The sequence below is a fragment of the Patiriisocius sp. 208BN25-11 genome, from assembly GCF_058147145.1.
Genome location: NZ_JBYVJY010000001.1, coordinates 44,105 through 67,576 on the forward strand (window position 1 = coordinate 44,105; position 23,472 = coordinate 67,576).

Genomic DNA, 23,472 nt, shown 5'->3' on the forward strand with positions numbered 1-23,472 from the left:
AGCTTTAAAGATACAATACAAATTGAATTTTGCCTTTTATATCCTGCTTACATTTTAGTGAATATAGAAGACTCATTTTCAAAGTTTTTGAAAAACAAGTCCTTATTTTTTTCTAATTCTTCTTTGTTCATATTCCACCAAGCCAAGGCTTCAATTTCTTGAATGACAGTATCAGAAAAGCGCTTTTTTATTTCTTTGGCGGGAACTCCACCTACGACAGCATAGGGAGCTACATCTTTAGTTACCACGCTCCCACTTGCGATAATAGCGCCATTGCCAATGGTTACATTTCCAACAATTAGGGCATTATGACCAATCCAAACGTCGTGACCAATCTGTACTTTCTTTGTTGTTTTTAATTTTTTTAGTTCGCCATCAAACAACTGTTTTCCGATATAGGTTGTCATGTGATGTACCGGATGATTGGTGCTATGAATCGCCACATCGGCACCTATCTGGCAATACTTACCTAGGGTAATATCTCCGTGCAAAAAATTATTGTATCCTAATGTTGTAGCATATCCTAAAGAGACATTCCCAGAAAAATTACAACGATCTGGCACCATATTCTTTCCTTCAAACGTAACATTTTGCAACCCTCTAGAAAATCCAGAAATCACAACCCCTTCTTTGATTGAGGGTGCATTGAGAAAATACCACAAGATTTTTTTTATGAAGTTTCTCATTACTATTCTTATTTTAAAAGTCCCAATTTTGCAAAAACTCTCACCGCTAATAATCGAATAGGATAAGGAATTATTTGAATAAAAATGTTTGGATTTCTTTTAGATAAAGTATTAAAAGAAAATTCATCTTCTTTGAAATGTTTCAAGGTGTCTAATTTTGAATCGACCCAATCTTTTTCCAGTGTATTTCCCATATGCCACACAAATGCTTTTGGCGACGACAAACGATATAAGCCTGTTTTATTAAATGGAATATCGAGATAGTTGTTTTCAGAATTACCAGAAATTGCTTTTTCAGAAGGCACTTTAGGAACAAATTTTAACGTCGGCGTCTTTTTAATCGTACAACAAAAATGTCCGGCACCAATAATATATTTTTTATTAACTAATGGCACATTTCCTTTAAACATAGTATCTGTATATGATATATCTTTATCAATACTTTTATGAAAATGTCTTAAGTCATCGTAATCACAGCGTTCAGATACAGGTTTTTTACTACCCAAAACAGTAAAGAATTTGGACAGTAATGTAGATTCAGAAAAACTAAGATTTTGAGGGGTTGGGTTCATCGATACAAACCCTGCACGAGGAACTTCATCAAACATAGTAAATGTTTGTTTTAGCCACCCTTTATCAAAAAAAACATCAGCATCTGCATAGGTAATATATTCTTCAAATGATGCTCTAGACTCTGCCATGATTGCATTCATTTTACCTACATTTTCTGCATTAAAAACAGCTCTATCAATTTTACCCGACTCCCAAAGCTCTTTTATATAGTCATTTACTTCTACTATTGCTGCATTTGAGATTAACGTTATTTTGGTGTCTGCATTAATAGTTGCTAACAATGAGGATACGCACACTTTTAACACATCAAAAAGGTCTGCAAAATACCCTTCGTTACTTGGAATATATATTGGTATAATAACCCTATGAGAGGCAGTTTTAGTCTTTAAGGTTTTATCTTTATTTGGATTAAATCCTTTTCTCATAATGATTATTGTGTTTTCTATGGATCATCAAAAAGCTATTATTCTATGTACTAAGAAATAACAACATACGTGTACCTATTTTTTAGAAGCGCTATTGTATAAATATGAGCTACACATAAAGCGTTTACTCAAAATAATTATACTTTGATAGCATTGCTTCTAATTCTTCTTTAGAAACCGAAACATCTTTACTACTAAATTCATCGCTTAATGCAGGCGCTTCAGAAATCTTCTCATAGTGCATATAATAAGAATTTGTATCCTTATCATACGTAGTCCTAGGCAGCTCTTCTTTTGCTATCATTATTTCATGAATCTTTTCTGAAATTCTAGGTTTCCCTAAAGTATATTTTAGATTAAATTTTTCCTTATAGATTTCAAACAGATCCTTTACTAAAAAACTTTTCAAGTTCGGAATCACATTAAAACCAGATGTTTTTAAGCTATCTTCAATAACTTTTATGGCTGCATCTATCTCAATCATAAACCGTGTCATTGTTTCACTATACAAAACAAGAGAATAGTTATTTCTAATACTATCCCAAATCAATGGAATAATACTTCCGGTAGAATTTAAAACATTGCCATAAATAGCTGTGCTAAGCAAAACGTTTGATCTATTTGCATTTACTATAAATGCTTCACCACCCACAAATTTCATAGCTCCATATAGCGTAGTTGCAGCTCTACTTTTATCTGTTGAAATAAAACAAGCAGCTTCAAAATTATTGTCTTCAGCAACTTTTCTTGAATTCATTGCTCCAGTGACAATTGTATTAATTGAAACTTCTACATTTTGATCTACCGCCTCTATTTGCTTTAAAGAAGCTGCAAAAATACCAATATCATGGCCTCTAGAGGCACGTTCCATATGTTGATAATTGGCAACATCTCCAATAACACAATTTATTTTAGGAAATTTCTTTTTTATAAAGTAATGCTTGGCTTCATCACGACTGTAAATTGTAATTTCATTGTGCTCATAAAAATGTGCTACAAGATGTTTACCCAAGAAACCTGCTCCTCCAGTTATAAATATTTTTTTTCCTTTAATCATTGATAGTAACTGGTTAGTGTAATAAATAGATTCGCTTTAAAAGTACTATTTAAATTAATTTTAATATCGTTTTCAAGATAATTCTTGTGCATTTCTTGAATCATATCGTGTAATATTGGCAAAGATATGTTTTGAGTTGGAAACTCGTCCACACTCTTGAATGCTAAAATTGCTTTTATTGCTTCATCAACATAGAGCAAATTAATTGATGTATCGTTTATAAAACTAGTCTTCCCCTCTATTACATTTTTACAAAAAGTAGCAACAACCGAAGTGTGATTTGGCTTCGCATAGGGACCATAAATATTAGGAAAAATGATCTTCTCGAATTGGGTACTATTCTCTTCACAAAAATTACCTAGGTAGGCAGCTCCTTCTCTTTTAGAAGCTCCATAATAAGAATCAGCATTTTCATGAATGGAACTTGTAAAAAGAATATTAGGTGTTAAACCATGCTTCTTTAATAATAAAATAAGACGTTCATTAATCAGCGTATTATTCGCATGAATATCCTCTTCTTTTTCTTCACGATGAGAGGATGCTAAATGAATCACCCAATCTATATGTTCTGGTATGACAGGAAAAATGGCATCAATGGCTCTATTCGTAAAATAGAGTTTATGCGTTCCTAAGATGCTTACTTTATTGAGCAAACACCTCCCTAAAAATCCAGTAATCCCAGTAACTAATAAATTCATTTAATGTGTTTCTTTAGTAATTTTTATAGAGAATAATGCACACTATTTCCTTAGTATATTTCCTATTACTATTTTCACTGCTGAAATATTACAAAACCAAAAAGTGTCTATTAAAAAGAAGTTCTTTAGTGTTTGTAGTGTATTTGTCTTTATATATTTTGCTTGCATACCCAAAATATTTTTTTTTATTTGATTTTGAACTGCAGCATCAATTTCATTTTCTGCACGTGCCTTTTTCATTACATCACGTAAATATAATGGCAAACGAACATAGTTTTTATTTTTTGCTGAAATATTAGCAGCATGTTTTCTGTACAAAACCAAAATTTCTGGATGGTAGTAAAACTTTGTTTTAAAAGAGCATCTATTCCAAAACTCAACATCTTCAAGCGCTGCAGGAATTTCTTGATTAAAAACTCCAACAGTGTCTAATACCGATCTTCTTAGTAATGGTGTGGGCATCATGAGTGTAAAACGTCCCATCATTCTGTCACGAACATCACCATGCTTTAAATTTGCATCGCGAGGTTTCCCTATAATTTCTCCCGTCTCGGTATCATTTTCATCAATGATTTTGCAGGGGCCATGTACAATTCCGTAGTCTTTATTTTTTTCTAAAATTGCTACTTGCGTCTCTATCTTATGAGGAAGCCAAAGATCGTCATCATCCAAAAAAGCAATATAAGCTCCATTGGCAATTTCAAACCCCCTATTTCTAGGTGTTGCTGGTCCGCCGCTATTCTCAATTTTAAGGTATCTAACTGCTAATTTGTTGCATAACATTTCAGTAGCATCATTAGGAGAACCGTCATCTACCACAATAATTTCAACCTTAGGATAGGTTTGAGCTAAAATACTTTGGAGTGTCCTTTCTAAATAGGCAACCCTATTGTAGGTAGGCACAATAACACTTACTAGCGGCGACTCCATATACTTTTTATTTTATATTGAATTCGCTTTAAAATCCCACCTAGTGTTTGGCGTTGTAGCTCTTTTACTTGTTGTTTTACAGCCAACAACTCTACATAATCTTGGTAATAAATTCCAAAATATTCTTTAAACATCCTGATATCTTCATCTATTTTTAACGCCCTATACTCTGGTGCATTGCTAATCCCAGTTAAATCAAAAACGGTAAGCGCAATTGGCACACGCTTAAATTGAAATTGATTGCTTAAAAATGATTTTACAAAATGAGCGCGATCTCCAATAATCTTATAGCTCTCATCATACAAGCCCATGGCATCAAATACCTTTTTTGAAATTAAAGTACTTTGATGAGGCAAGGAGGTCCTCATAAAAAATTGAGGAGTTAATGTATCGGGATATGATTTCCCACCCGTTTCAAATTGGTAATCTCCATATATAACATCTCCAGAAAATAGCGGATGATTTACAAAATCATACAATGCAGTTTCACTTGTATAAACATCTCCAGCATTTAAAAATTGAAGATAGGTCCCTTTAGCCTTAGAAATGCCTTTATTCATGGCATTATAAATTCCCGTATCGGGTTCACTTAACCAAAAATCTATTGCATTTGTTTCGGTAGCTAATATTTCCGAAGTTCCATCTTTAGAACCACCATCAATCACAAGGTATTCGATATTGGCATAGGTTTGATTTTTAACAGATGTAATGGTCTTTTGTAAACCCTCCACATCATTAAAACTAATGGTAATTATAGAAACTTTTGGAACACCCATTGTGTTTACGTTTGGTACCAATGATACATTTTCTGTAGGCCTTCTTCTAGAGAAATTTTGGCCTTCCAACCCATGGCGTTTATTTTAGAAACATCGGTTAGTTTTTTCATGGTTCCGTCTGGCTTATTTGCATTGAATACAAAATCACCTTCATAGCCAACTACTTTTTTAATAAGTTGTGCTAGTCCTGCAATAGAAATATCGCTCCCAGTACCAATATTGACATGTGTATTTCTCACCTCTTTTCCAGAAATATCTGCATCTACTTCAGTGAGTAAATACAAACACGCACTTGCCATGTCATCTACCCATAACAATTCTCTCATGGGTTTCCCGCTACCCCAAATCTCTACAGTAACAACCCCATCTTTCTTGGTAACTCCTAACTCTTGAAATCTAGCAACAATGGCCTCTTCACTGGCAGATCCATCAATTACTCCAATAGGAAGCTTGTTTAAATCTGCTCTAAGTGCTTCCCAATTATTTTGTTCCCATGCTTTTCCTAGGTGAATTTTTCTTAGCAATGCTGGTAATACATGCGCTTTTTCTAAATCGAAATTATCATTAGGTCCATATAGGTTGGTCGGCATGGCACTAATAAAATTGGTGCCGTATTGTAAGTTGTAGCTCTCACACATTTTAATTCCTGCAATTTTTGCAATTGCATAGGGCTCATTGGTGTACTCTAAAACATCTGTGAGTAAATAGTCTTCTTTAATGGGCTGCGAACAATTTTTTGGATAAATACAGGTACTTCCTAAAAACAATAACTTTTTAACACCAGAGAGATAGCTTTGATGAATCACGTTATTTTGAATCATCAAATTCTCGTAGATAAAATCTGCTCTGTATACGTTATTGGCATGAATTCCTCCAACTTTTGCAGCAGCAAGTACTACATATTCTGGTTGTTCTTGTTCAAAAAAAGCAGCAACTGCTTGGGTACTTGTAAGGTCAAGCTCTTTATGAGTTCTGTGAACCAAATTGGTGTATCCTTGATCTTGTAATTGTCTTACAATGGCACTTCCCACCAATCCTCTATGACCCGCTATATATATTTTGGCTGTTTTCTCCATCGTACTATCTACTCAAAGTAATTGTTTATTCTAAAACCTCCTTTTTGTAAATACTGTTCTTTTTGCATCAGCTTGATATCGTTTTCCATCATTTCAGACACCAATTCATCTAATTGATATTCTGGTACCCAACCTAACTTTTCTTTCGCTTTTGTAGCATCACCAATAAGCAATTCAACTTCTGTAGGTCTAAAATAAGCAGGATCTACTGCAATTATTTGTTTCCCAACTGCTACTTGGAAACGTTCATCATTACTTGCAGATACGTATCCTTTTTCGTCAACGCCTTCGCCCTTAAATTCTAGTTCCACACCAATCTTATCGAATGCCATTCTAATAAAATCACGAACAGACGTGGTTTTTCCAGTGGCAATCACCCAATCTTCAGGTTCTTCTGCTTGTAAAATCATCCACATCATACGTACATAATCTTTAGCATGTCCCCAATCTCTTTTTGCATCGAGATTTCCCATGTACAAACAATCTTGTAATCCTAATCCAATTCTTGATGCCGCACGTGTAATCTTTCTTGTCACAAAAGTCTCTCCTCGTACTGGAGATTCATGGTTAAATAGAATACCATTGGCAGCAAAAATACCATAGGCTTCACGATAGTTTACAGTCGCCCAATAGGCATACATTTTTGCAACGGCATAAGGGCTGCGCGGGTAAAAGGGAGTTGTCTCGGTTTGAGGCACTTCTTGTACTTTACCATATAGCTCTGAGGTAGATGCTTGATATACCTTTGTTTTATTTTCTAAACCTAAAAAACGAACGGCTTCTAAAATACGTAGTGAACCAATTCCATCGGCATTTGCTGTGTATTCTGGAATTTGAAATGACACATGCACATGACTCATCGCCGCAAGATTATAAATCTCATCGGGTTGTATTTCTTTAATGAGTCGAATTAAATTTGTACTATCTGTCATATCCCCATAATGCAACATAAAGTTACGATTGTCGGTATGCGGATCTTGATACAAATGGTCTATACGATCTGTATTAAACAAAGATGATCTACGCTTAAGGCCGTGTACTTGGTAGCCTTTTTTAAGTAAAAACTCACTTAAATAGGCTCCATCTTGCCCTGTAACTCCTGTAATAAATGCTACTTTCATGTATATGCTTGGTTATTTTTCAGTTCGTTATTGCATTATAAATTGCCACATATTCTTTTGCTTGTTTCTCAAAAGAAAAATGGGTTTTAGCATAATTTCGAATGCTTTCTATGTTTCTCGTTTCGTCATTTTCAAAGAAAGAAGTAATGCTTTCTGCTAGGGCTTTTGCCGAAATTTCCTTGGCTAATATTCCGTTCGCTCCATTCGCAATATGCTCTTTCATGCCACCGTTTGCAAAACTAATAATTGGCGTGCCACAGGCAAAAGATTCTAGCATTGTATTTGGCAAATTATCTTCTCTACTTGGCAATACAAAAACATTTGCTGCACTGTAGGCAGCCGCTATTTGTTCTGGGGTTTCTAAAAAGCCCAAAGGTACTATTTTTACTTCTTTATTTGGCACTTTCACGACGCCTTTTCCTACTGTTAATAAGGTAATTGGCGTTTTAATAAGACGCAAGGCCTCCGCCAACAAATCGAATCCTTTTCTGTGGATATCGAGTGCTCCTGCAACAAAGAGTACCACCTGTTCTTCTTCGGAAATATGAAAGCGTTTCCTAGCTTCCTTTGCATCAACACTTGCAAAGGCATTACTATTGACTCCATTGGCGATGACGAGCTGCTCTTCAAAGTGAGAAAACACCTTGCTTTTTTGAGCCGCTTCTAGCAACCAAGCCGATGGACTCACTAAAGCTCCTTTCTTAACATGGGCTAAGGCAGTAGTCTTAACAACTAACATTTCCGAAGCCAATATCGCTACATTTTTGTTTTGCAATGCATCATTTTTATAATGAAAAACACCCATAAAAGGATTCATGTCATGTAAGGTCCACACAATGGGCTTGTCTACCGCTTTAAAAAAAGTAGGGTAGTCTAAAATACCCCCAACCCAATGTAAATGCAAGACATCTGCCTCTTTCACCAAGGGGTGCTTATGAAGTGCTACTATTGAAAATGGAAAGGTCGCTATTTCACAATTCAGTTCTTTTTGTAAAGCTTGGTATTTACGAAGTTGTTTTACTTTTTTTGAAGGAAACAATCGTAGTTGTAGTTTTTTAAAAAAAGACGGTCTCTTGTACTTCAAAAAGTCGTCTTCCATGAGAACACCATCAAAACCTACTGTTTTACCTCTTGATAAATAGCCAGACAAGATGCCCTGTTCCTGCAAAGCGTTATGCAATCTCAGCGCTGCGATGCCTGCACCACCTCTATAAGAAGTTGTTATATGTAGCACTTTAACACTCATACTCTTTTTAGTACTTTGTTAATTATTTTTCTTGAGAACTCCTTGCCATACCTTTTAAAATACGACATTGGGTATCCATAAAAAAGGGTATCTGTTACTACTATTTTTAAATTTCCAAATAGTGTTCCTAGACTATTTTTGGATACTGAAGGCGCCCAAGAATGATCCCACAAATGTACCGCATAACTATTTGATGTTACAAAAGACGTATACCCTTTATCCTTGTCTTGATATGCTAATGCATAAAAATATTCTGGATCAAAAATATGTTCGTTCTCTAGCAATTGGTCTTTATGAATGGTTGCAGCAAATGTGTGCGTAATGACAGGCAATGAAAATTGATTAAAAGGCGTCTTCTCATAAAAATCCTGCATTGTATTAAAAAACCTATGATTAGGAATGCCTCCAAATAAACCATAGGCTGTTCTTCCATCTACTTCATACCCGCTAAAAAAGTCATAGTTCAATAAGGGAGCAATGGGCTGTAACAACAACATGTCTAAGTCCATATAAATACCGCCATATTCCTTTAAAACGGCCACTCGAATGGTGTCGGCAACAAATGCATATTTCTTTTTACGGTAGGCATTTTTGTAAAAATTATTTTGAAAAGAAGCTGTATTATGCTCATTCCATTCTTTGAGTTCAAAATCGGGTGCGAATTCTTTCCAACTTGCAATACACTGCAACGCTATGTCACTTTTTTGTGACAGACCGAACCAACAATAATGAATAATTTTTGGAATCATATTATTTTACAAAAAGCCTATGAATTATTTTAAGAACGTTAAAAGCAATTCGTCTTGCCAATTTACTATCTTTAAAACCAAGAAGGGTTTGAACATCATTTCTGCTTAACAATTTATTTTGTACAATAAGTGTGTTCGCATCATCAATATACGCTTTAAAATGCTTTTGATACACCTGTTCTTTTTCTTGCATGATTAGTGCTTTATTCTTAGGATCATTGGACATACCGTCCATCCCAAATATCGCTATTGTCTCATTTAAATGTTGATACGGCACATTCTCTTTACATATAGCATGAATAAAAAACTCCCAGTCAGAAATTATCTTAAACGATTCAGTATATAAAAAAAGCGTGTCAAAAAGGTCTCTTCTAATAAAAGTACTAGGATGCGGCAAAGAATCTTTAATAAAAAAACTAAAATCTAATTTATCTGGATATTTTTTAATAAATTCTTCAGTTGTAGATTGAAACACAAGGTCTCCATAGTATATGGCAATTTGTGGATCTAATTTAGGTAAAATAGACGCAAGAACAGTAGTATTAAAAAAAACATCGCCACTATTTAAGAATAGTATGTATTGACCTTTTGCCAAAGCAATACCCTTATTCATAGCTTCATAAACTCCAGTATCTTGCTCGCTAATATATTGAATACTGGCGGCATGTTGTTTTAAAAGCTGGATGCTTTCATCTTTAGAATCCCCATCTACAACAATATGCTCTACGCCCTTTACGCTTTGACTAGCAACACTTTGCAGGGTCTCTTTTAACCCCTGAGCATTATTATAATTTACTGTAACTACAGATAGCTTTAGCATATCAAAAATCTTACGTAATTAGTTAAACTTTATTCGCTAACACTTTAAAACCATTACTCAGCTTCATGAAAAAAACATGTAACAAAGAGTGCTTTTTAGCAACTGGGTTTAAAGACATTTTTACTGGATATGTAATACCGAGTTTCTTCATCTCATAAAAATTACACTCCTGCAAAACAGCCTTATAATCTCTATACAACTCTTGTAAGAGCGGAAAGTCTGTCAACAAATACCGATCATATTCTCTAGATACTTTTTCAGGCTCCATTGCTATCTTACTGTAGTGATAAAACACCAAGGTAGAAGAATCATTTAAGACAACAGTATTTCCATCTACAGAAACCACTTCTCGTTCATGCAAATTCCAAGGTCCCATATTATAATTATAAGTCTTCAGTATATGAACATCTTGAAAAAATAATGGTGCTAATTCCATCCATAATTGATCTACAAAATAGCCTTTATGCGGTCTATCATAGCCAAACTTAAGATTACGTTCTTCCCACCAATCTAGCATTTTATGTGTTTCGGGATGTTGGGCATTCAATCCTAAAAAACCTAGATTATAAATTCCAAACCTAAAAAAGGTATTCTCTTCTGGCATACGTCCATCCCTAGGTATAGGCGATAAAATATGCGGCGTTAAGACCATACTCTTTTCTTGAAGCAGGGTATTGGTTTCTTCCAGAGACTGATAAAAATATAAATCTGGATCTAGATAATAAATCGTTTTGGCATCCTTATTTTTTTGCAACAAATACTTAATTGCACTAGGCTTCACACTAGTATTTAGTTCTATAATATAATAGCGTTCAAAAAGATCCTCTAAATCCAAAGCAGGAATGTCTGCAATGGGAACAATATGTGCAGGTTCAAACAAACTATAATCTACCTCATCTATCATTTTATCGACTAAAACGATATAAAAACCAAATCCAGGATTATGCGTTAAAAAAGATTTTTTAAGCGCAAGGGCTTGTCCTAAATAATTATTAGAACAAATCGTAAAGGCAATGTTTTGATAAGTCATAAACGTTTTTTGAATTTACGAAATAATCTGTTTTTTAAGCTTGTCATTTTATACAATAAAGGATAATTCTCTTTTTGCAAAGTAAGCACCTTTGCGTAGTAAACAAAATCCTTTCTGTTTACAAGTGAATGAAAAGGGTTTATTTTAAAATAACGAAGCACATTTTCTACATAATCGTCACCAAAAGCCACATCAGTGCTGTCTGTAGAGAAACCTCCAGCTACAAAATTTGCGATGGTAGTATCAACATATTCGAAAGGCTTTTTGGCCCAGCATCGAATATTAAAATCCCAGTCACTACTTTTGGTATATTTTGTAGCAAACAAGCCAATTTCATCGATGATAAAACGTGTGTTATAAAACATTGCTTGATGGCAAATATTTTGGTTCAATAATTTTTCTATGGTAAAAGCACCCGCATAGAGTTCTCCATCTTTTGCCCAACCTGTATCTCCAACAATATGTGCATTCCCGTAGAGTACTTTCGCATCTGTTTTTTTTATCTTTTCTGAAATTTCCTGTAACACATCATTGCTAAAAAGAGCATCATCACTTCCTAAAAAAAGGACCCAGGCACCAGTTACTTTTTGCAGGGCCTTATTCATAGCATCATAAATACCATCATCTTTTTCAGAAAATATTTTCAATCCTGGAATCTTACCTTTAAATCCTTCTGCAACCTCTAGTGTAGTATCTTTTGAGAGACCATCCATAATAATCACTTCAACATCTGCAAACAACTGACTTGCAATACTTTCTAATGATATAGCAAGGGTAGCCTCAGAATTATAGGTAGGGATAATAATTGAAAAAAGAGGGCTTTCAACAGATGCCATACCAAGATTATTTGCCTATTTTTTTTAATAATTTTAGAGGGGATAACAAGAATTTCCCCAACTTAAAACTTGTAGAATTTTCTACATTTTTTAAATCATGTTGAAGCTTTCTATTTTTATAATACAATCTTAAAACAAAATCTCTTTCGCCCGTAATATTTGTTAACCAGGTGTGAAATCCGTCTGCATTTGAAGAAGTACCGCTCAGTCCGTTTTCATTGAATATAGCAATTACTTGATCTGTATATTGTATGCCAATAGCTTCATTTTTAAAACAGCGAATGTTAAATTCATAATCTGCATGAACGTAGTATTTTAAGTCATAATTTCCAACAATTTCAAAAACTCTTTTCGAATAAAAAATGGCTTGATGACAAATACTAATTTGTTCCACCATAAGTCTATCCAAGTTCGACTCCCCAGAATAGATTCGTTTATTATGTTTGAACTGGATATTTCCGTAGAAAAAATCTACTCCAGCTACAAGACTTGAACTTACTTTAGACAAGGTTGTATCTTCAAAAAATACATCATCACTACCCATAAAATACAAGTAATCTCCTGTTGCAGTTTTAATACCTTTATTCATAGCATCATACACTCCAGTATCTTTTTCAGAATAAAATAGAATGTTAGCATGTTCTTCTGTGTAGGGCTGAACAATCTCTGCAGTAGTGTCTTTAGATAATCCGTCCATTATTAGGACCTCAACATCCTTAAAATCTTGTGCAAGGATACTATCAAGCGATTCTGAAATGGTCTCACTCGAATTAAAAGAAGGGATAATTATTGAAATTAGTGGCATCTACTAGTTTACTTTAAAATTTGTTTTATTTTCTTGAAAGGAGTTATCATTTTTTGATACAAGCGATAACTAGTGGCGTTTAAAATTGAACCTAACTCCCTTTCTAATTGCTGTTTTTCATGTTCCAAATGTGCTACTTTAAAATCGTTTGTAGTCATCCCATGTCGATACTCAGGCAATTCTAAAAATCGCTTAAAGGCTGGGTGTTTTTTTGTGATTTCAAGAAACTGAAGATCTGATTTTTCGAATTTAAATTGATCTGCAAAAAGAGCATATCCAGCTATAAAGTCATGCAATTCATCTGAAATGATAAATGTATTCGATTTTTCTTTGGTAAAAACATGTTCATATTTCTTATTCTGAAATGGATCTCCAAAAAGCCCTTCCGTTTTATTGTTTGCTTTTATATCTAGCATGCTTTTATCGAAAGCATATCCTATAAACGTTGTTAGCTTTTCTAAAGCAACTTCGGGATTGTTTTTTAGATCTTCATAGTGGACTATAGCAACAGAAGTGTTTTGTTGGTTTGTTTTAGAAAACGCTTCTAATACAAACGGAGCTTCTAAAAGATCTCTTCGGTAATAATTTAATTCCTCTAAACTCTGTATCTCCCATGTTTTAATAATAGATGTAGCTACCTCAACAGGGTTTCTTTTAAGAATAACAAATTTACTTTTAGGGAATAGTTCCTGTATCTCTGGCAGCATTTCCCAATAGCGAGGTGTTTTATCAATTACAAATTGATGGCCCTCAAACAAGGGAGTATATAATGATAAAAGAAACTGTTTAAAGTCTTTTCTAAAATGATACGATGGGTTCTTTTCTAAATAATCTACAAAAGCTTTATGCGCCATTTTTGCATCGAAGCGACCAGAAACCAAATCGGGTTTTATTGCTTGCGCAAAATGTAACATTGCCCAATGTTCACTTGTAGTATTTACATTTTCTGCATTAGAAAGTAATCTCTGAAGATATGTGGATCCACTTCGTGGTTGAGATATAATAAAAACAAGTGCTTCTTCTTTCATAAATACATTTTAGTTTTTCTGAAATGTATAAGCTCCATGCGCTATTTCGAAGGAGAATTTATCAGCTACTTTTTGAATAAGTTCATCATCATAATAGATAGAATAATGATTTCTTTTGGATTGATTCCTTTTTGGCAGTGCCTCATAAGGGATATCAATTAAAGCACATAATTTTTTAAAGTCTTCATCTAGATGCTCAAATCGAATTACAAAATCTAAGGCATCGTGACTCGAAGTATCTTTCTTTTTGAATAGAAAAAATCTTTTGGAAGGAGCATTCACTTTCGTAAAATGACTAAAAGTTGGTACTGTATCTAATAATTCTAAGAAGCCATCTCTATTCCACTCTGTAACTCCTCTATGAGGGGAGAAAAAATAGGATATCATCATATCCCAGGGATTTCTAATCGTTGCAAATTTAAAAAGTGACGGATACATCTCCTTGCTAATAGCAGTTTTATAATCACTTAATGTAGAATGCTTCTCTAAAGAAGGGTACTCAATATTTCTTACTTCAAAACGCTCTTTACCATCTTGATGCGCTCCTAAAATTACAAGTTCATCATCGGAATACTTTTGCAAAATATTTTGGATACTATTCCCTCCTGTCTTTGGGATATGGATAAACAAGAATTTTTTTTGAATAGAAATCATAATAATCTAATTAAGCGTGCTTTTTTAGGGTTAAAAATCGTTTGCGAACGATTTAATTAATCTTCCAATCAATTTTGGGTGCAACCACTCCAGGAAGCACTGTAGCATAAATGGTTCCAGAATCTGAAATTTTAAGTACATCAAAACTAAGCACTTTCGTTGCAAACAACAAATGTTTCACCTCAGGTATCCCAGCTTGTAATTGTATACGATAGGTTCCTTGGTTTAGCAAATAGGCAGGAATTATTACTTCATAATGATACTCTCCGGGTTTTTTATCTGTCATCTCATATAAATGTGAGCTAGATGAAAAAACAATGATGTCCTTTTCATTAAATAGTTTAAAGCTCATTCTCATGTTTCTGATGGGCTCTAACACCTCTGTATCAATAAAAACATGAATAGATTGATCGTCTGTAAAAGAACCAATTATCTCACCAGCACTATTTTTTGTTGTAATACTTTTTAGTTTGAATTCTTCACAACCTGGCGCATCTTTGACATCCCAAGAGATGTGTTTGGTACTTCCAGACATCTCATCTTCATTTTTAAGGTAATGTTTAAGACAAGCATCTACATCGCCTTCAAAAGCTATGGATCCATGCTCCATTACCAAACCACGAGAACACAATTTTTTTACACTTGCCATATTATGACTTACAAACAAAACAGTTCTTCCTTCACTTGAAGAAATATCTTTCATTTTCCCAATGGCCTTTTTTTGAAAGTCGGCATCTCCTACAGCTAGTACTTCATCAATCACTAATATATCTGGTTCTAAGTGTGCGGCAACAGCAAAAGCAAGACGAACAGTCATACCACTACTGTATCTTTTTGTGGGAGTATCAATATACATTTCACAGCCTGAGAACTCAATAATCTCGTCTATTTTTGATGTTATCTCAGCTTTTGTCATTCCCAAAACAGCACCATTTAAATAAATGTTTTCACGACCTGTTAATTCGGGATGAAATCCAGTTCCTACTTCTAGAAGGGAAGCAATTCTACCATTAAATTTAATAGTTCCAGTTGTGGGGCTCGTAACTTGTGATAAAAGCTTTAACAAGGTAGATTTTCCTGCACCGTTTTTACCAATGATTCCTATTACATCTCCTTCATTAAGCTCGAAGTTGATATTTTTTAATGCCCAAACATATGAAGCAGATGTTTTTTTGCTTCTATCATTAACAGCACCAATTTTTAAATAAGGATCTTCTTTACCGCGAATGCGATGCCAAAATCTATTAAGGTCATGTTTTAACGAGCCAGAACCAACCAATCCCAATCGGTATTGCTTAGATACATTCTCTACTTTTAATATTACCTTACTCATTTGTTACTTTTATAATTCGTATCCCATTCTAAGAATATCTTCGCCCATTTCTTCTTTAAAGATACGTTGTTCTTCTTGAGACATTTCATCTTTATACCTACCCACTTTTGCCTTATTAAAATGCAACGCATTTAAAATTGCATTAGGATTGTCTTTGTTATACTTTAATAACACCTTTGAAACAAGTTCTTTTGATGGATTTATTTTTAAATAAGAACACACTTTTTTTACTGTTTCTTCTGGAAATAAATATAAATCTTCATATTTAATTGTCAGTGTGTTTTTGCTCTTCTTATAAGCATCATAGACCCCTACCCAATCTTTAACATTTAAAAAAGCATCTTTAAAGTTTACCATCTCTGCAAAAGTATGCGACTCTCCTTTTGCTAAAATTTTATTTCCATGATCAACAGCAGACAATAATACATCTCTTGGATCTCTATGAATGTATACAGTTTTCAAAAGCCCAATTGACATAAAAAACTTCTGAGCAAATGTTGGAGCATTATGCGTTTTTATCGCAAATGCGCCATCCTTTTTACCAATTTTAATTAAGCGCCTGGCTATTTTAAAATCAAGATGCTCTATATTATTATTTTGCCATCGTAAGATAGCATCTAATGAATAGTTCTTGGTGATCTCTCTTGCATCACTTCCTCCACATTCAATCAGTAAATCGTTGATGATATTATAAATATATGCACTTCCAGATTTTTGCATCCCTGCCGAAACTATTAACATCTCAACTTAAAATTAAACAGGATATTTATAAAACATCCTTTATTATTACACACGAGTACTTCAATAAAAAACAATTATTAAATGTATCAATTATTAGTTATTATAACTAATCAAAGCCACCTTGGCTACGGTCTCCCTTATAAAAAAGTGTCGTTTTCTAACATTTCAGAAAAAAAAATCAACCCTATTAAAATATCATTATACGGTATCTATAAATGTCTTTTCAGTTCTATTAAATAAAATGAGCCCGATAAAAAAGACAACAAAGGTGATTCCGCAAATCATGAAAAAGGAAGCCCATTCGAACACTAACATTTCAGTAGCAAATAAACTACGTCTAAATCCTTCAATTAAATATGCTATGGGGTTATAATCTACAATCCAGCTATACTCGGCAGCTTTTTCTTTTATTTCTCTCATTGGATATGGCACCGCAGACACATACATTAACAACTGCATTACAAAACCCACTAAAATAGATACATCTCTATATTTTGTGGTCATGGTTGAGAGTATCATACCAAACCCTAATCCCATCACAGCCATTAAAATGACATATACAGGAAAGAGCAATAAATTAGCATCTGGAGTTATGGTTGCTCCTGTGCTAAAAACGTAGTAAAGGTAAAACCCTAGAATAATTAAACATTGAATTCCAAAACGCACTAAATTTGATATCACTTTTGAGAGCGGCACAATAAATCTTGGGAAATACACCTTTCCAAATAGCCCCGCATTAGCTCTAAAGGTTCCTGAAGTAGTAACCAAACAGGTTCTAAAATAGTTCCAAGCAGTAATTCCTGAAAGGTTAAAAAGAAAAGAAGGAATAGGATCTGTTTTAATTTCTGCAATATTATTAAAAACTAAGGTGAAAATTACAGAAGTAAATAAAGGTTGTATAAAAAACCAAAGAGGCCCTAAAACAGTTTGCTTGTAAACTGTTACTATATCTCGTTTTACAAACAAAACCAATAAGTCTCTATACCGCCAAATCTCTTTAAAATTTAAATCTATAAGAGGTCTTTTTGAGGATATTTCATATAACCATTCTTCTTGTTTCATAGATTAAGTCTTAGCGTTTTTAGAGCATTATCCTCAGACTAAAGATATCACATTTAGAGGTTATGCTATAAAATGTTCCCAGGTAACTTTTAACCCATCTTGTAATGAAAATAATGGATCATAGCTTAAGAGTTTTCTTGCTTTCGATATATCTGCTAGAGAGTCTTTAACATCACCTTGTCTTGGTGGCCCATAAACAGCAGCCAGCTTTTTATTAGATACTTCCTGTAATGAATCCCACAAATTGTTTAATCCAATTCTATCTCCAAAAGCAATATTAAATACTTCGTTTACTGCAGCATCTTCTGCAAAGAAAGAACGAATATTTGCCTGTACTGCATTCTCCACATAGGTGAAATCGCGTGTCTGTGTTCCATCACCATTAATTGTTGGAGCCTTTTCATCTACCAATGCCTGCATAAATAATGGAATTACTGCTGCATAAGCTCCTGTCGGGCTTTGCTTTGGTCCGAAAACATTAAAGTAACGCAATCCAATAGTGGCCGTTCCATAGGTTTTATGAAACACATCTGCATAAATTTCATTCACCAATTTAGTGACTGCATATGGCGAAATTGGCTTACCAATATTCGCTTCTACTTTAGGAAGTGCTTTGCTGTCACCATAGGTAGAACTAGAGGCTGCGTATACAAGTCTCTTTACAGAACTACTCTCATTTTGTGCGACCAACATATTTAAAAATCCACTTACGTTTACTTCATTAGATGTAATTGGATTATTGATAGATCTCGGCACCGAACCTAGTGCGGCTTGATGAGAAACATAGTCAATTCCGTCCATTGCTTTTTTACAGGTCTCTAAATCACGTATATCCCCTTCCATAAACTCAAAGGATGGATGATTTTTAAAAGCTGAAATATTAGCCATATGGCCCGTTGCTAGATTATCCAAAACACGAACTTTTTTCGCACCGTATTTTAATAAGTAGGCTGTAATATTGCTTCCAATAAAACCAGCACCACCTGTGATTAAAAATTGTAGTTTAGATAAATCTGCTGTATGATAGGGAGTTGTAAACATTATAACCTTCCGTCTGTTTTATGTGATGGGTAAAATGATTTTACATCAAATACCACTGCATTTTTTGCGCTATATTTTGTTAGATCAAAATTTTGAAACTCTTCATGAGATACTGCAAGAATAATCGCATCATACGATTCTTTCAATGTATCCTGATGAGTATGAAGAGAAAGATCAAACTCTCTAGAAACCTCTTCTTGGTTTGCCCAAGGGTCGTAGACATCAACACCTAAGTTAAATTTCTTAAGTTCGTCTATGACATCTATTACCTTACTGTTTCTTATATCTGGGCAATTTTCTTTAAACGTGATGCCCATTACCAACACATTTCCATTTTTGACTTTAGCGTCCTTCTTAATCATTAATTTAATGACTTCACTGGCAACATAAGCGCCCATTCCGTCATTCATTCTTCTACCTGCTAAAATAATTTCTGGATTATACCCTTCTTCCAATGCTTTTTGCGCAAGATAATAAGGGTCAACACCTATACAATGTCCTCCAACCAAACCAGGTGAAAATTTTATAAAATTCCACTTAGTTCCGGCCGCTTCTAATACATCTTGTGTATTGATATCTAACAATCTAAATATTTTTGAAAGCTCATTTACAAAGGCAATATTGATGTCTCTTTGAGAGTTTTCAATAACCTTAGCTGCCTCAGCAACTTTTATAGTAGGTGCTAAGTGTGTTCCTGCAGTAATTACCTTTTTATATAGATCATCTACATACCTTGCAATTTCTGGTGTAGAACCTGAAGTAACCTTTAATATTTTTGTAACCGTGTGCTTTTTATCTCCTGGATTGATTCGCTCTGGCGAATACCCAGCGAAGAAATCTTGGTTAAACTTCATTCTAGATACTTTTTCTAGAATTGGCACACAAACATCTTCTGTAACACCAGGATATACTGTAGATTCATAAATCACTACATCTCCATCTTTTAAAACGGCTCCCACAGTTTCACTCGCTTTCACTAGGGGTGTTAATACTGGTTGGTTGTATTTATTAGTAGGGGTTGGCACGGTTACTATAAAAACAGTAGCGTCGGCAATTTCTTTAGTATCTGCAGTCACTACAAGACCAGCATTAGCAGAGCCTTTTAATGCCTTTTTTAATTCATCATCACTTATTTCTAAGGTATGATCTTTTCCAGATTTTAATTCTAAAATACGTTGCTCATTGATGTCAAGACCAATTACTTTAAATTTTTCTGCAAAGGCAACAGCTAAAGGCAGGCCTACATAACCTAAACCTATGATTGCAATCGTTGGATTTTCTTTCATATTATATAAAAACAAGTCTTAAATTACTTGTGAAGCATCTTTCGCTTTTAACGGGGCAAAATTAAGCCTTTTAATTAAAATATTTGAACTAAATTCTAATTATAAAATTTTAATTAAAACAGGATTGATGCATTACATTTCCGAAGCAAAAGTACTCAACTTCGCTTCTTAAAAATCTTTTGCCATAAGCGCTTTAAAAATGAAGGGGTTTCTTCATTTTCATGGTAGCCATTTCCATAGGATCCATAGCCATATCCGTACCCATAGCCATATCCGTACCCATAACCATACTTGGCTTTGTCTTCAAAAAAATTGAGCACAAAACTAATATTGCTTATTTCTCCTTTTTTATATTTTTCGTTAATAAGTGAGAACATTCCTTTCTTAGTATAATTTTGACGTACCATATAGATGGTTGCATCTGCAAACTTGACAAGCTCCAAAGAATCTGAAACAAGACCTAGCGGCGGAGAATCCAAAACAATATAATCATATCTATCTTTTAACTCATTGATCAGCATTTCCATCTGATCACTGATTAATAGCTCTGATGGATTTGGAGGAATCGTACCAGAAGTAATAATATCTAGGTTATTTACGTGGGTTTTTTGTATTACTTCGTCCAAATTTTTATCTCTGATAAGATAATTCACAACACCCACTTCATTTTTAATATCAAAATCACCAAATATTTTCGGTTTTCTTAAATCAAGACCAAGAAGTACAGTCTTTTTTTCACTCAATGCGAATACAGATGCAATATTAATAGAACAAAATGTCTTTCCTTCACCACTTACAGAAGATGTTACTAATACTGTTTTTGCCCCTTCAATACCTTGTTTCTTATAAAAAAATTGTAGGCTCGAACGAATGGCTCTAAATGATTCAGCTATAGAAGATTTAGGTTTTGTTAAAACTGCCAAGTTATTTTTAACTGTGCTCTTTCCAACGGCACCTAGAATTGGTATTTTAGAAAGGCTTTCTATGTCTTTTACAGTATCTATTTTATTATTGAAGAATGATTTTATAAAAACAAGAACAAATGGAATCAAAAATCCAAAAAGCAAAGCCATCATATAGTTTAGCTGCGTATTAGGACCAATTTTACCTCCTCCGGTATCTTTTGCATAATCTATAACAAGCACATCACTCACATTAGCAGCCTTCACCAACTTAGCCTCACTTAGCTTAGACAGAAACAAGTTATATGTACCTTGATTTATGTTATACCTTCGTTCAATTTTAAGAAGCTCTTGTTGTTCTTTTGGCAATTTACTTATCTTATAGTCATAGGAGCTTATGTCGCTATTAATACGTGATAATTCTCTAGAAATTAAACCCTTTGTCGAGCTAATGTTTTCTAACAAAACTCTTTTTATTGCATTTATTTGCCTATCCAAATCGGCAAACACAGGAGCGCCATCTTTAAAAGAATACTCCATGTTTTTTCTTTGTTCTGCCAAAGAAACAATTTTAGAAACACTTGAAGAAATACTTGATTCTGTGATCCCAGCAACAGAAGGTGCAGGAACCTCTCTATAATCTGTTCTTTTATTTAAATAAGCTTCTAAGGTGTTATAATAATCTAACTCACGCTCTTTTACTTGCTTTTTTACATCTAATACACTTAGTTTGTTTTTGATCTCAGTACCTTCTTGTTTAAGATCGTATATTTTTGTTTTATTTCTAAATTCGTCTAGTTCTTTTTCTACGTCACGAATATCATCCGATTTTTCTTCTAGACTATTATTTATAAAGTCTATTGTTTTAGTAGCAAACAAGTTTTTTTGATTTAGCATGTTATCGCTTAACACCATAACAGATGTATTCAAAAAATCGACCAACTTATTCTTATTATGGCCATTCATTCTCATTGTAAACACAGAGGAACCTTTAGACTCTGGGACCACATACACACTAATTCCCTTTACTGTAGCATCAAAATCTGAAAAGGAAATAAAAAATTCTTTACCAGGTTTTACCTTAACAGCAGGATTTAGAAAAAAAGTGCCATGAAAAAAAGGCAACTCAATTTTCTGACCTATATTAAACGTCTTTTTAAATGCTTCTTGTTGTCGATAGAGTACACTTCGCTCCTTTGTAGCATAATTAAACAAGGAAACATTTCCATCTTTAAATGTAGTTTCTAAGGTAAAAGACACACTATCCAGAAAAACAACCTTCATATCCTTGTACAGGAGCTGTGGTTTGTCTTTTTCGGTTTCAATTAAAAAAGGAGTTTTCTTGTAGGCATCTATCATTTGATACTCACCTTGTTTTTTATACTTAAGGTAGTATTGCATTTTTTCAACCACCTGCTCATTGTGAGATCTAGATTTTAAAGTGATAATAGCTGTATTCACTTTATCTGTAGTACCTCCCCAGTTAAAAGTTAAACTCGTATTGGTAGTAAAAAATGGATTTTGATCGTCTTTTATAGACACCAAATTTGTCATCGTATAGACTGTTTGCTTTCTAACATTTATATAGTAAGCTATGCCTAAACCAATTGCTAATGTGATTAAAAACAAAGGCCAATGCGCCAATAATTTGTACAAAAAACCTTTAAAATCAAAAGTAGATTGTGCTTCATGTATGTCAAATTCGTCGCTCATTATAACCTAATAAATAATAAAATAGTTGTTGTTAACGCTGTGACAACAGATAAAATAGTTGTGAAAGATTGTAACCCTGTAGTTCCAGTTCCAATAGATTTTTGAGGTAATGGATTAATTAAAATTAAATCATTAGGCTGCACATAATAGTAGGGAGAACTCATGGCATCAATAGAGGTTAAATCTATGTGATGAATTTTTTGCCCTAAAGGATATTGTCGTATAATAACAATATTCTCTCTATCACCTGTTACTGTAATATCGCCATTGTTTGCAATAGCCTCCATTAAAGTAACCTGATCTCTGTAAATAATACTAGAGCCCGTTCTATTTATTTCTCCATTTATAGTATATCGAATACCCGCAAGTTTTACCGTTACAAAAATATTAGCCTCTTCTTTAAAATAATCTCTTTTTAAACGACTCTCAATATCTTTTCTCACCTCTTCAACAGTATAACCCAATACTGGAATCTCTCCTAAACTTGGCATTCTAATATTTCCGTGAGGGTCCACTACAAAACCATCGTAGTACAAACGTTGTTCTCCAGTGGCATCTAAATTAGATTCTGCAACAGGATTAAAAATACCCACTGTATTTTGATCTAAGGCTTTTATTCGAATACTCAAAAGATCGTTGACTTGAAGTCGATACGGCTCCTGCATTTTACGAATAGACACTAAGCTATCTTCTGAAATATTATTTTCTTGTAAATACGTTAATTTCTTGGTAGATATACAAGATGTGGCACTTACCAAAGCTAAGAATAGTAGTAGCACGTAGGAAAATTTCATATGTATAGGGGGTTGTTAAAGAGCAAATATAGCGTAAGCAGGACAATTATAAAATATATTTCATTTTAAGTAATCAAAAACACCGTAATT

Annotated in this window: 23 protein-coding genes; all 23 read right to left on the reverse strand. The window is 33.8% G+C overall.

From position 1 onward, the window contains the following. Positions 1-47: 47 nt before the first annotated feature. Positions 48-686 (reverse strand): CatB-related O-acetyltransferase, encoded by a 639-nt coding sequence (locus tag ACY2RS_RS00205; protein ID WP_490096583.1) that lies wholly within the window; start codon positions 684-686, stop codon positions 48-50. 8 nt (positions 687-694) lie between these two features. Then, a complete protein-coding gene (locus tag ACY2RS_RS00210) occupies positions 695-1,684 on the reverse strand; it encodes a glycosyltransferase (RefSeq protein ID WP_490096584.1) in 990 nt (329 codons plus the stop codon). A gap of 124 nt (positions 1,685-1,808) precedes the next feature. Then, positions 1,809-2,741, reverse strand: a complete 933-nt coding sequence (locus ACY2RS_RS00215; RefSeq protein WP_490096585.1) for a polysaccharide biosynthesis protein — start codon at positions 2,739-2,741, stop codon at positions 1,809-1,811. After that, positions 2,738-3,439 (reverse strand): NAD-dependent epimerase/dehydratase family protein, encoded by a 702-nt coding sequence (locus ACY2RS_RS00220; RefSeq protein ID WP_490096586.1) that lies wholly within the window; start codon positions 3,437-3,439, stop codon positions 2,738-2,740. The genes ACY2RS_RS00215 and ACY2RS_RS00220 overlap by 4 nt, the downstream gene beginning before the upstream one ends. 42 nt (positions 3,440-3,481) lie before the next feature. Further along, positions 3,482-4,369 (reverse strand): glycosyltransferase family 2 protein, encoded by an 888-nt coding sequence (locus ACY2RS_RS00225; RefSeq protein ID WP_490096587.1) that lies wholly within the window; start codon positions 4,367-4,369, stop codon positions 3,482-3,484. Next, complete coding sequence (locus ACY2RS_RS00230; RefSeq protein ID WP_490096588.1) at positions 4,354-5,214, reverse strand: glycosyltransferase family 2 protein; 861 nt, start codon at positions 5,212-5,214, stop codon at positions 4,354-4,356. Before ACY2RS_RS00230 ends, ACY2RS_RS00225 begins: the two co-directional genes overlap by 16 nt. Further along, a complete protein-coding gene (locus tag ACY2RS_RS00235) occupies positions 5,151-6,221 on the reverse strand; it encodes a GDP-L-fucose synthase family protein (protein WP_490096589.1) in 1,071 nt (356 codons plus the stop codon). Before ACY2RS_RS00235 ends, ACY2RS_RS00230 begins: the two co-directional genes overlap by 64 nt. An 8-nt stretch (positions 6,222-6,229) precedes the next feature. Then, complete coding sequence (gene gmd / locus ACY2RS_RS00240) at positions 6,230-7,342, reverse strand: GDP-mannose 4,6-dehydratase (protein WP_490096590.1); 1,113 nt, start codon at positions 7,340-7,342, stop codon at positions 6,230-6,232. 19 nt (positions 7,343-7,361) lie between these two features. Next, positions 7,362-8,588 carry a glycosyltransferase gene (locus tag ACY2RS_RS00245; RefSeq protein WP_490096591.1) on the reverse strand — a complete coding sequence of 409 codons (1,227 nt, stop codon included), beginning with the start codon at positions 8,586-8,588 and terminating at the stop codon, positions 7,362-7,364. After that, positions 8,585-9,337 (reverse strand): glycosyltransferase, encoded by a 753-nt coding sequence (locus ACY2RS_RS00250; protein WP_490096592.1) that lies wholly within the window; start codon positions 9,335-9,337, stop codon positions 8,585-8,587. Before ACY2RS_RS00250 ends, ACY2RS_RS00245 begins: the two co-directional genes overlap by 4 nt. 1 nt (position 9,338) lies before the next feature. Then, the gene (locus ACY2RS_RS00255; protein WP_490096593.1) at positions 9,339-10,157 is read right to left on the reverse strand and encodes a glycosyltransferase family 2 protein; all 819 of its coding nucleotides are present in this window, start codon (positions 10,155-10,157) and stop codon (positions 9,339-9,341) included. A gap of 22 nt (positions 10,158-10,179) precedes the next feature. Then, positions 10,180-11,187: a hypothetical protein gene (locus ACY2RS_RS00260; RefSeq protein WP_490096594.1), complete on the reverse strand. Its 1,008-nt coding sequence runs from the start codon at positions 11,185-11,187 to the stop codon at positions 10,180-10,182. Continuing rightward, positions 11,184-12,023 carry a glycosyltransferase family 2 protein gene (locus ACY2RS_RS00265; RefSeq protein WP_490096595.1) on the reverse strand — a complete coding sequence of 280 codons (840 nt, stop codon included), beginning with the start codon at positions 12,021-12,023 and terminating at the stop codon, positions 11,184-11,186. Before ACY2RS_RS00265 ends, ACY2RS_RS00260 begins: the two co-directional genes overlap by 4 nt. A 7-nt stretch (positions 12,024-12,030) precedes the next feature. Continuing rightward, the gene (locus ACY2RS_RS00270; protein ID WP_490096596.1) at positions 12,031-12,828 is read right to left on the reverse strand and encodes a glycosyltransferase family 2 protein; all 798 of its coding nucleotides are present in this window, start codon (positions 12,826-12,828) and stop codon (positions 12,031-12,033) included. Between the two features lie 8 nt (positions 12,829-12,836). Then, a complete protein-coding gene (locus ACY2RS_RS00275) occupies positions 12,837-13,856 on the reverse strand; it encodes a sulfotransferase family protein (RefSeq protein WP_490096597.1) in 1,020 nt (339 codons plus the stop codon). Positions 13,857-13,865: 9 nt separating this feature from the next. Further along, positions 13,866-14,510, reverse strand: a complete 645-nt coding sequence (locus tag ACY2RS_RS00280; RefSeq protein WP_490096598.1) for a sulfotransferase family 2 domain-containing protein — start codon at positions 14,508-14,510, stop codon at positions 13,866-13,868. Between the two features lie 52 nt (positions 14,511-14,562). Further along, entirely contained in the window at positions 14,563-15,843 is a 1,281-nt protein-coding gene (locus ACY2RS_RS00285; protein ID WP_490096599.1) for an ABC transporter ATP-binding protein, read from the reverse strand. A gap of 9 nt (positions 15,844-15,852) precedes the next feature. Next, positions 15,853-16,584 carry a sulfotransferase domain-containing protein gene (locus ACY2RS_RS00290; protein WP_490096600.1) on the reverse strand — a complete coding sequence of 244 codons (732 nt, stop codon included), beginning with the start codon at positions 16,582-16,584 and terminating at the stop codon, positions 15,853-15,855. A 198-nt stretch (positions 16,585-16,782) separates the two neighbouring features. Further along, positions 16,783-17,646: an ABC transporter permease gene (locus ACY2RS_RS00295; RefSeq protein WP_490096601.1), complete on the reverse strand. Its 864-nt coding sequence runs from the start codon at positions 17,644-17,646 to the stop codon at positions 16,783-16,785. A gap of 60 nt (positions 17,647-17,706) precedes the next feature. After that, on the reverse strand, positions 17,707-18,687 hold the full coding sequence (locus ACY2RS_RS00300) for an SDR family oxidoreductase (protein WP_490096602.1): 981 nt from the start codon (positions 18,685-18,687) through the stop codon (positions 17,707-17,709). Further along, complete coding sequence (locus ACY2RS_RS00305) at positions 18,687-19,973, reverse strand: nucleotide sugar dehydrogenase (RefSeq protein ID WP_490096603.1); 1,287 nt, start codon at positions 19,971-19,973, stop codon at positions 18,687-18,689. The genes ACY2RS_RS00300 and ACY2RS_RS00305 overlap by 1 nt, the downstream gene beginning before the upstream one ends. A 155-nt stretch (positions 19,974-20,128) precedes the next feature. Further along, the gene (locus tag ACY2RS_RS00310) at positions 20,129-22,588 is read right to left on the reverse strand and encodes an exopolysaccharide transport family protein (protein ID WP_490096604.1); all 2,460 of its coding nucleotides are present in this window, start codon (positions 22,586-22,588) and stop codon (positions 20,129-20,131) included. Next, a complete protein-coding gene (locus ACY2RS_RS00315) occupies positions 22,588-23,382 on the reverse strand; it encodes a polysaccharide biosynthesis/export family protein (RefSeq protein ID WP_490096605.1) in 795 nt (264 codons plus the stop codon). Before ACY2RS_RS00315 ends, ACY2RS_RS00310 begins: the two co-directional genes overlap by 1 nt. Between the last annotated feature and the right edge of the window lie 90 nt (positions 23,383-23,472).